General features: G+C 60.8%; 8 protein-coding genes. 7 read left to right on the plus strand and 1 reads right to left on the minus strand.

The window, feature by feature from the left end:
- Positions 1-77: 77 nt before the first annotated feature.
- Positions 78-836 (minus strand): DUF2793 domain-containing protein, encoded by a 759-nt coding sequence (locus DYZ14_RS23575; protein WP_195950104.1) that lies wholly within the window; start codon positions 834-836, stop codon positions 78-80.
- A gap of 595 nt (positions 837-1,431) precedes the next feature.
- On the opposite strand from DYZ14_RS23575, the gene DYZ14_RS23580 reads away from it, so the two are divergent.
- From DYZ14_RS23580 to DYZ14_RS23610, 7 genes are all read left to right on the plus strand, one after another.
- A complete protein-coding gene (locus DYZ14_RS23580; protein ID WP_115669594.1) occupies positions 1,432-2,334 on the plus strand; it encodes a branched-chain amino acid ABC transporter permease in 903 nt (300 codons plus the stop codon).
- A 4-nt stretch (positions 2,335-2,338) separates the two neighbouring features.
- Entirely contained in the window at positions 2,339-3,730 is a 1,392-nt protein-coding gene (livM, locus tag DYZ14_RS23585; RefSeq protein ID WP_154722868.1) for a high-affinity branched-chain amino acid ABC transporter permease LivM, read from the plus strand.
- On the plus strand, positions 3,730-4,602 hold the full coding sequence (locus tag DYZ14_RS23590) for an ABC transporter ATP-binding protein (protein ID WP_154722869.1): 873 nt from the start codon (positions 3,730-3,732) through the stop codon (positions 4,600-4,602). Before livM ends, DYZ14_RS23590 begins: the two co-directional genes overlap by 1 nt.
- A complete protein-coding gene (locus tag DYZ14_RS23595; protein ID WP_154722870.1) occupies positions 4,602-5,330 on the plus strand; it encodes an ABC transporter ATP-binding protein in 729 nt (242 codons plus the stop codon). The genes DYZ14_RS23590 and DYZ14_RS23595 overlap by 1 nt, the downstream gene beginning before the upstream one ends.
- Before the next feature lie 20 nt (positions 5,331-5,350).
- Positions 5,351-5,704: a DUF6867 family protein gene (locus DYZ14_RS23600; RefSeq protein ID WP_154722871.1), complete on the plus strand. Its 354-nt coding sequence runs from the start codon at positions 5,351-5,353 to the stop codon at positions 5,702-5,704.
- 140 nt (positions 5,705-5,844) lie between these two features.
- Complete coding sequence (locus tag DYZ14_RS23605; RefSeq protein ID WP_154722872.1) at positions 5,845-6,960, plus strand: branched-chain amino acid ABC transporter substrate-binding protein; 1,116 nt, start codon at positions 5,845-5,847, stop codon at positions 6,958-6,960.
- 221 nt (positions 6,961-7,181) lie between these two features.
- Entirely contained in the window at positions 7,182-8,828 is a 1,647-nt protein-coding gene (locus DYZ14_RS23610; protein WP_154722873.1) for an acyl-CoA synthetase, read from the plus strand.
- Positions 8,829-8,849 lie beyond the last annotated feature (21 nt).

An 8,849-nucleotide genomic window follows, 5' to 3' on the forward strand; every position in this document is an offset into this window, starting at 1 on the left:
AGTGTGTAATCGCGCCGACGCCACGCTTTCCCAAGCGACTTCTGTAATCATCGTTTTAAGAGGCCGTGAGTCGGCTTCTAGTCAACACAACATCGGGTATGCACCTGTACGAACGGGATAAGCCTTTCGTCAAAACCTGTCGTGGAGCCCGCGGCCGGCGACAAGGTGCCGGGCGTGCGTGCCGCGCGCACCAGCGGGCGCTCCCCCATTTCCACCCGTCCTTCGGGGGTGATCGACAGCGCCGTCTTCCACACACCACCGTCATTGCTGACCTTGATGGCAAAGCGGTCGTCGCCGGCAAGTCCCATTTCCGCCTTGCCCTGCCAGCCGGACTGGAAAAGCAGTGACGCCGTATTGGCCGAGGCCGCCTTGTTGATCTTCAGGCGGTGATCGTCGCCGGAATGGGTGAAGAGACTGGCCGGCCCGGAAACGGCCAGCCGATTGGTCGAATCGGCCGTGGCGCCCACCCCGAGCGTCGACAACTGGATGTCGGCGGGCAGGGGGCTTTCGTCCCAGACCGATCCGGTGAACACCTTGAGCCGCCCGTCGATGCGGTCAAAGCCGCGCCAGCCGGTGCGCGGCGCGATGAAGATCCAGGAGCCGTCCTGGCGCAGGGCGAGGCGTTCAGAATGGCCGGCCCAGGCATCGGTCGCGCCCGGCAGCACCCAGAAACATTCTCCCTCGTTCGGCGCGGCCGGCGGGTTGGCCAGATGCGCGGCGATCACGAGCTGGACGACCGCATCGAGCGTCTGCAGGGCTTCGTTATGGGTCACATGCTTCTGGGCCTGTGCCGGCATGATATAGGGGAGGGCAAGGTTCACCGTTTTGTCCGACATGATGGCAATCTCCGTTTCCGCGGGTCTGGGTGACAGCTTGGAACGGATCGCGGCCATGGGGACGAACGAGAGGCAGTCGCGCTGAAAAGACTGCTGTTTATCGATCCTATTTCCCCGTTTTAAGATGTGTGGCCTCGGCCAGATGGCAGGGGTTGCCAGGTCAGGAAACTGTACAGCCGCTGCGGAACGCGCCGCATTTGGCGCCGTCTTGGCCGCTTTGTGATTGGCTTGCAGTCGATTTCGCGTTTATGCTCTCCGGAATGCGGCAATTCAGTCGCACGACCTGTCGTTGTCGAGGTGCGACAGGTTCGCGGGATTGGCGGAACTGAATCACAGTCGCGGCCGAAAGAAGGCTAAATCGCGACGGTGAAAAACACCGCGCCATCCAATTTTTCGCCATTTTGTGCCGATTTTTTGATGGATTTGCCGACAAAAGCACCAAACTGTTGCTAAATGCCGGTAAAATGCGCGCTGCCTAGTTTTTCGACTTCACATTTTTGCCGAAAACGATATCAAATCCGAGCATGTTAAGAACCCCGCTAAGGGACAACATAAAAAGGGACGCGCCAAAAAGGCCGTGTCCGGGGGATTGGTAATGGAGTACTTTATCCAGCAGCTCATCAACGGGCTGACTCTTGGATCCATCTATGGCCTGGTGGCTATCGGCTATACCATGGTCTACGGCATCATCGGCATGATCAACTTCGCCCATGGCGATATCTTCATGCTCGGCGGCTTCGCCGCTCTCATCGTGTTTCTCATCCTGACATCGTTCTTCGCCGGCATACCGGTGGCGCTTGCGCTGCTGATCATGCTGGTCGTCGCGATGCTGATGACCGGACTGTGGAACTGGACGATCGAGCGGGTCGCCTACCGGCCGCTGCGCGGGTCTTTCCGCCTGGCGCCGCTGATCACCGCGATCGGCATGTCGATCGCCCTGTCGAACTTCATTCAGGTCACGCAGGGCCCGCGCAACAAGCCGATCCCGGCTCTGGTCAATGATGTGTACCACTTCGGCGCGATCACGATTTCGCTGAAGCAGTTGCTCATCGTCGTCATCACGTCGATACTGCTCGCCGCCTTCTGGTACATCGTCAACAAGACGCCGCTCGGCCGCGCCCAGCGCGCCACCGAGCAGGACCGCAAGATGGCGGCGCTTCTGGGCGTCGACGTCGACAAGACGATTTCGATCACCTTCGTCATGGGGGCCGCGCTCGCGGCGGTCGCGGGCTCGATGTACCTGATGTATTACGGCGTGGCATCGTTCAACGACGGCTTCATCCCTGGCGTCAAGGCGTTCACCGCCGCCGTCCTGGGTGGCATCGGATCGCTTCCGGGCGCCGTGCTCGGCGGTCTTTTGATCGGTCTCATCGAATCGCTCTGGTCGGCCTATTTCAGCATCGCCTACAAGGATGTCGCGACGTTCGCCATCCTGGCCTTCGTGCTGATCTTCAAGCCGACCGGCATCCTTGGTCGACCCGAAGTCGAGAAGGTCTGATCCCATGGCAAATCCTGCAAACGTGGCCGGCACGTCTCAATCCGGTACCCTTGCGCGCGCGCTCAAGGAGGGCATCTTCGCGGGTGTTCTGGCGCTCGGCCTGTTCAGTCTCTATGTCGGGATCAAGACCGACCAGGACATCAACAATGCGCTGATCTGGTATCCGCGCTGGGGCCTGCTGGCGATCTTCGTCGCCGTTGCCGCCATCGGCCGTTTCCTCATCGTCGGCTTCTATCACCCCTGGAACCAGGCCCGGAAGGAACGGCTTTCGGAAATGCCGGTGCATGAGATCGAGGCCAAGCCCTCCTTCTTCCACCAGCATTTTCTCAAGCTCGCGCTTCTCGCGCTGGTGCTTTATCCGCCGGTCGTGATCTGGCTTGCGGGTGTTCAGGGCTCGCTGAAGTTCGTCGACAATTTCGGCATCCAGATCCTGATCTACGTCATGCTGGCCTGGGGCCTCAACATCGTCGTCGGTCTGGCCGGCCTGCTCGACCTCGGCTATGTCGCCTTCTACGCGGTCGGCGCCTATTCCTATGCGCTCCTGTCTCAGCAGTTCGGCCTGTCCTTCTGGGTCCTGCTGCCGCTGTCGGGCATTCTCGCGGCCTTCTGGGGCATCATTCTCGGCTTCCCGGTTCTTCGGCTTCGCGGCGACTATCTGGCTATCGTCACGCTCGCCTTCGGTGAGATCATCCGTCTCGTACTGATCAACTGGACGGACGTCACCAAGGGCACGTTCGGCGTCTCCGGCATTCCGAAGGCAACCCTGTTCGGCATCAAGTTCGATGCCTCGCCGACGGGCTTTGCCAAGATGTTCGATCTGCCGATGTCGTCGGCCTACTACAAAATCTTCCTCTTCTATCTCATTCTCGCTCTGTGCATGCTGACCGCCTATGTGACGATCAAGCTTCGCCGCATGCCGATCGGGCGGGCCTGGGAAGCACTGCGCGAGGACGAGATCGCCTGCCGTTCGCTCGGCATCAACACGGTGACGACCAAGCTGACGGCTTTCGCCATCGGCGCGATGTTCGGCGGTTTTGCCGGCTCGTTCTTCGCCGCCCGCCAGGGCTTCGTTTCTCCGGAAAGCTTCGTCTTCCTGGAATCGGCGGTCATTCTCGCCATCGTCGTTCTCGGGGGCATGGGTTCGCTGACGGGCATTGCCATTGCTGCGATCGTCATGGTCGGCGGGACGGAACTGCTGCGCGAAATGGAGTTCCTCAAGCACATCTTCGGGCCTGACTTTACGCCGGAACTCTACCGCATGCTGCTCTTCGGCCTGGCCATGATCGTGGTCATGCTGTTCAAGCCGCGCGGCTTCGTCGGCTCGCGTCAACCGACCGCCTTCCTCAAGGAGAGCAGGGCTGTCTCGGGAAGCTTTACCAAGGAAGGTCACGGCTGATGACTTCCGGAACGAATATGATGACCAAAGATACGCTCCTCAAGGTCGAGCACCTCTCGATGAAGTTCGGCGGCCTGATGGCCATCAACGACTTCTCCTTCGAAGTCCGGCGCGGTGAGATCACCGCGCTGATCGGGCCGAACGGCGCCGGAAAGACCACGGTGTTCAACTGCATAACCGGCTTCTACAAGCCGACGATGGGCATGATTACGCTGACGCTGCAGGATGGCCGACAGCACCTGCTGGAGCGCCTGCCCGACTTCGAGATCACCAAGAAGGCCAAGGTCGCCCGAACCTTCCAGAACATCCGGCTTTTCTCAGGCCTCACCGTTCTGGAAAACCTCCTGGTGGCGCAGCACAATGCACTGATGAAGGCATCGGGCTACACGGTCCTTGGACTGCTCGGACTGCCCGCCTACAAGCGGGCGGCCAATGCGGCGATCGAAAAGGCGAAGTACTGGCTGGACAAGGCCGATCTCACCGATCGCGCCGACGATCCGGCCGGCGACCTTCCCTATGGCGCGCAGCGCCGTCTGGAAATCGCCCGCGCCATGTGCACCGGACCGGAGCTTCTTTGCCTGGACGAACCGGCGGCCGGCCTCAACCCGAAGGAATCGCTGGCGCTCAACGCGCTTTTGCGCAGCATCCGGGACGAGGGGACGTCGCTGCTGCTGATCGAGCACGACATGTCCGTCGTCATGGAGATTTCCGACCACGTCGTCGTGCTCGAATACGGTCAGAAGATTTCCGACGGCACGCCCGACCATGTGAAGAACGACCCGAAGGTCATCGCGGCCTATCTGGGTGTCGAGGATGAAGAATTGGACGAAGCAATCCACGAAGTCGAAGCCGTTGCGGGAGGAAAGATCTGATGTCTTCCGAACCGCTTCTCAAGGTCCAGGGCGTCGAGACCTATTACGGCAATATCCGGGCGCTCGGCGGCGTCGACGTCGAGGTCTACAAGGGTGAGATCGTCAGCCTGATTGGCGCCAACGGCGCCGGCAAGTCGACGCTGATGATGACCATCTGCGGCAGCCCGCAGGCCCGCGCAGGCACCGTCACCTTCGACGGCACCGACATCACCAGGATGCCGACCCACCTGATTGCCCGCCGTCGTATCGCCCAGTCGCCCGAAGGTCGTCGCATCTTTCCGCGCATGACCGTGTACGAGAACCTCCAGATGGGGGCGGGTCTCGACAACCTGAAATATTTCAATGAGGACGTCGAGAAGATCTACACGCTCTTCCCGCGCCTCAAGGAGCGCCAGTCCCAGCGCGGCGGCACGCTGTCCGGCGGCGAGCAGCAGATGCTTTCCATCGGTCGCGCGCTGATGGCCCGTCCGAAGCTGCTCTTGCTCGACGAACCGTCGCTCGGCCTCGCGCCGCTGATCGTCAAGGGCATCTTCGAGGCCATCAAGAAGCTCAACAAGGAGGAGGGGCTCACCGTCTTCCTCGTCGAGCAGAACGCCTTTGCCGCGCTCAAACTCTCCGACCGTGCCTATGTCATGGTCAACGGCAAGGTCACCATGAGCGGGACGGGCAAGGAACTGCTCGCCGATCCTTCGGTTCGCGCGGCCTATCTCGAAGGCGGCCACCACTGAGGGTGGAAGGGGAATAGAATATGCAAGGCTTGTTTTTCGAAAGCGATACCGGCGTCCGCATGGTTCTGCGCTTCCTGGTTCTGCTACTCGGCTTCTGGACCGCATGGCGGACCGGCAAGGCTGTGGCAGAGGGTTGGCAGACCTATCCGACGGTCCTCGTCTATACGCTGCTTCTCGGCGTTGTCATGCGGTTCCTGCACTACTCGCTGTTCCAGGGACCATTCATCAGCCCCCTGCTTTACGTCGTCGATGTGCTGATTTTGCTTGTTTTTTCTACCGCAGGCTATCGCTCGCGGCGGACTACCCAGATGGTCGATAACTATTATTGGCTATACGAAAAGACCTCGCCCTTTTCGTGGAAGAAGAAAGATTGACAGCCGCGTTTTTCTTGCCTCACATGTGCGGCAAGAGCGTGAGCTTTCATAAGAGTGGAACAGCTTTTCCTGTGCAGTCATGGTGGGTATTGCGCAGGCTTCTTGAAACCTAACCCGCCTAAAAAATTGGGAGTAACAAAATGAAGAAGTCTCTTCTTTCAGCCGTTGCGATTTCCGCAATGGTTGCCTTTTCGGGCAACGCATCGGCTGAGCTTCTGGTCGGTGTCGCAGGTCCGATCACCGGCCCGAACGCTGCCTTCGGTGCACAGCTTCAGAAGGGTGCCGAACAGGCTGCCGCTGACATCAATGCTGCCGGCGGTATCAACGGTGAAATGGTGAAGGTTGTTCTGGGCGACGACGTTTCCGACGCCAAGCAGGGCGTTTCGGTTGCCAACAAGTTCGTCGCCGACGGCGTCAAGTTCGTGATCGGTCACTTCAACTCGGGCGTTTCGATCCCGGCTTCCGAAGTCTATGCCGAAAACGGAATCCTGCAGATCACCCCGGCTTCCACGAACCCGACCTTCACCGAGCGCGGCATGTGGAACACCTTCCGCACCTGCGGCCGTGACGACCAGCAGGGCGCCGTCGCCGGCAAGTACATCGCCGACAACTTCAAGGACGTGAAGGTTGCCGTCATCCATGACAAGACCCCCTATGGTCAGGGCCTTGCCGACGAGACCAAGAAGGCAATGAACGGCCTTGGCATCACCGAAGCCATGTACGAAGGTATCACCGCCGGCGACAAGGACTACTCGGCCCTGATCTCCAAGATGAAGGAAGCCGGCGTCGGCGTCGTCTATTTCGGCGGTCTGCACACCGAGGCTGGCCTGATCATGCGCCAGATGGCTGACGGTGGTCTGAAGGCCAAGTTCATGTCGGGTGACGGTATCGTCTCGAACGAATTGGCCTCGATCGCCGGCGACGCTGTCGACGGCACGTTGATGACCTTCGCTCCGGATCCGCGCAAGAACCCGGCTGCTCAGGACGTCGTCAAGAAGTTCCTCGACGCCGGCTTCGATCCGGAAGCCTACACCCTGTATTCCTACTCGGGTCTGCAGGTCATCGCGGAAGCTGCCAAGGCGGCCGGTTCGAACGATCCGGAAGCTGTCGCAGCCGCAATGAAAGAAAAAGGTCCGTACAAGACCGTCATCGGCGAACTTGGCTTCGACGCCAAGGGCGATATCACCCGTCCGGACTATGTCATGTACACCTGGAAGAAGGGCGAGGACGGCAAGTACTCGTACTTCCAGGACTAAGATCGAATTTCGATCATTTGCCGAAAGGCAAGGGAGCCCGGCCATCGCGCCGGGCTTTTCCGTTTTCGATGGCCAACCCGGCGAAGGGGTTGGCGCATCCACAAGCGTCCGTCGGATTGTCGGTGGACCAGACCCGACCACTTTAGGCGAAGGGATGATATTGCAGGTTGCGCGGTTTCGGTAATACTGCCCGCTCGAATGAAGTGGGAGGCTCAACGAACATGCAAGGCCCTGTGACGACGTCCGGCGACGGGATCTACGACCGCGAACTCGACAAGAATGCCGCGAACTTTTCCCAGATGACGCCGCTGAGCTTCATCGAGCGCGCAGCCGCCGTCTATCCGGGGCGCCCGGCCGTGGTCTATGGCGAGGTCCGGCGCAATTGGGCGCAGACCTATGACCGGGTCCGGCGCCTCGCCAGCGCTCTTGCCAAGCGCGGCATCGGCAAGGGCGACACCGTGGCGGTGATCGCGGCCAACATACCGGAAATGTTCGAGTGCCATTTCGCCGTGCCGATGGTCGGCGCGGTGCTCAATGCCATCAATACACGTCTCGACGCCGAGGCGATCGCCTTCATCCTCAACCACGGCGAGGCCCGCCTGCTGATCGTCGACCCGGAGTTCTCCGAGGTCGTGGAGCGTGCCGTCCATATTGCCGGCCGGCCGATCGAGGCGATCGACATCATCGATCCGAGCTTCGAGGGCGGCGATCGACTGGGAGCAGCGACCTATGACGAACTGCTCGCGGACGGCAATGCCGACTTCAAATGGGAGCGTCCGGCCGACGAATGGGATGCGATCAGCCTCAACTACACCTCGGGCACGACCGGTGATCCGAAGGGGGTCGTCTACCATCACCGCGGCGCCTATCTGAACGCGATCGGCAATATCCTCACCTGGAACATGGCCAATCACCCGGTCTATCTGTGGACCCTGCCGATGTTCCACTGCAACGGCTGGTGCTTCCCCTGGACCATTGCCGCTGCCGCGGGGGTGTCCGTCTGCCTGCGTGCCGTGCGCGTCGAGCCGATCTACGAACTGATCAAGAGCGAAAAGGTCACGCATTTTTGCGGCGCGCCGATCGTGCTCAATCTCATCGCCCATGCGCCCGACGAGCTGAAGGCCGGTATCGACCACAAGGTCAGCGTCATGACGGCGGGAGCCGCGCCGCCGGCTTCCGTGATCCAGGCGATGGAGGAACTCGGCTTCGACGTGACCCACACCTATGGCCTGACGGAGACCTATGGCCCGGCCGTGGTCTGCGCCTGGCACGACGAGTGGAACGAACTCGAGATTTCGGAGAAGGCCCGGCTGAAGGCCCGTCAGGGCGTGCGCTATTCGGTGCTCGACGGGCTGATGGTCGCCGATCCGGAAACGCTGGAACCGGTACCGCGCGACGGCGAGACGATGGGCGAGATCTTCTTCTCCGGCAACAATGTCATGCGCGGCTATCTGAAGAACCCGTCCTCCTCGGCCAAGGCCTTTGCCGGCGGCTGGTTCCATTCGGGCGACCTCGCGGTCTGCCATCCGGACGGCTATATCGAGATCAAGGACCGCTCCAAGGACATCATCATTTCCGGCGGCGAAAACATTTCCTCGATCGAGGTCGAGGGCGTGCTCTATCGCCATCCGGCGGTGATGGAGGCGGCGATCGTCGCGCGACCGGACGAGAAATGGGGGGAGACCCCTTGCGCCTTCGTCGGGCTGAAACCCGGCGCGACGGTGACCGAACAGGAGTTGATCGCGTTCTGCCGCGCCAACATGGCGCATTTCAAGGCGCCGAAGACGGTAGTGTTCGGGCCCCTGCCGAAGACCTCGACCGGCAAGATCCAGAAATACGTGCTGCGGGAGAAGGCGAAGGCGCTTTAGGGCGGGAGGCCTCCCCCAAAC

Source organism: Ciceribacter sp. T2.26MG-112.2 (assembly GCF_900492205.1).
GTDB classification, from domain to species: domain Bacteria; phylum Pseudomonadota; class Alphaproteobacteria; order Rhizobiales; family Rhizobiaceae; genus Allorhizobium; species Allorhizobium naphthalenivorans_A.

Excerpts from the sequence above, each read along its gene's own strand:
- DYZ14_RS23605 (WP_154722872.1), top strand. The coding sequence starts at position 5,845 with ATGAAGAAGTCTCTTCTTTCAGCCGTTGCGATTTCCGCAATGGTTGCC.
- DYZ14_RS23590 (WP_154722869.1), top strand. The coding sequence starts at position 3,730 with ATGACTTCCGGAACGAATATGATGACCAAAGATACGCTCCTCAAGGTC.
- DYZ14_RS23600 (WP_154722871.1), top strand. The coding sequence starts at position 5,351 with ATGCAAGGCTTGTTTTTCGAAAGCGATACCGGCGTCCGCATGGTTCTG.
- DYZ14_RS23610 (WP_154722873.1), top strand. The coding sequence starts at position 7,182 with ATGCAAGGCCCTGTGACGACGTCCGGCGACGGGATCTACGACCGCGAA.
- livM (WP_154722868.1), top strand. The coding sequence starts at position 2,339 with ATGGCAAATCCTGCAAACGTGGCCGGCACGTCTCAATCCGGTACCCTT.
- DYZ14_RS23580 (WP_115669594.1), top strand. The coding sequence starts at position 1,432 with ATGGAGTACTTTATCCAGCAGCTCATCAACGGGCTGACTCTTGGATCC.
- DYZ14_RS23575 (WP_195950104.1), bottom strand. The coding sequence starts at position 836 with ATGTCGGACAAAACGGTGAACCTTGCCCTCCCCTATATCATGCCGGCA.
- DYZ14_RS23595 (WP_154722870.1), top strand. The coding sequence starts at position 4,602 with ATGTCTTCCGAACCGCTTCTCAAGGTCCAGGGCGTCGAGACCTATTAC.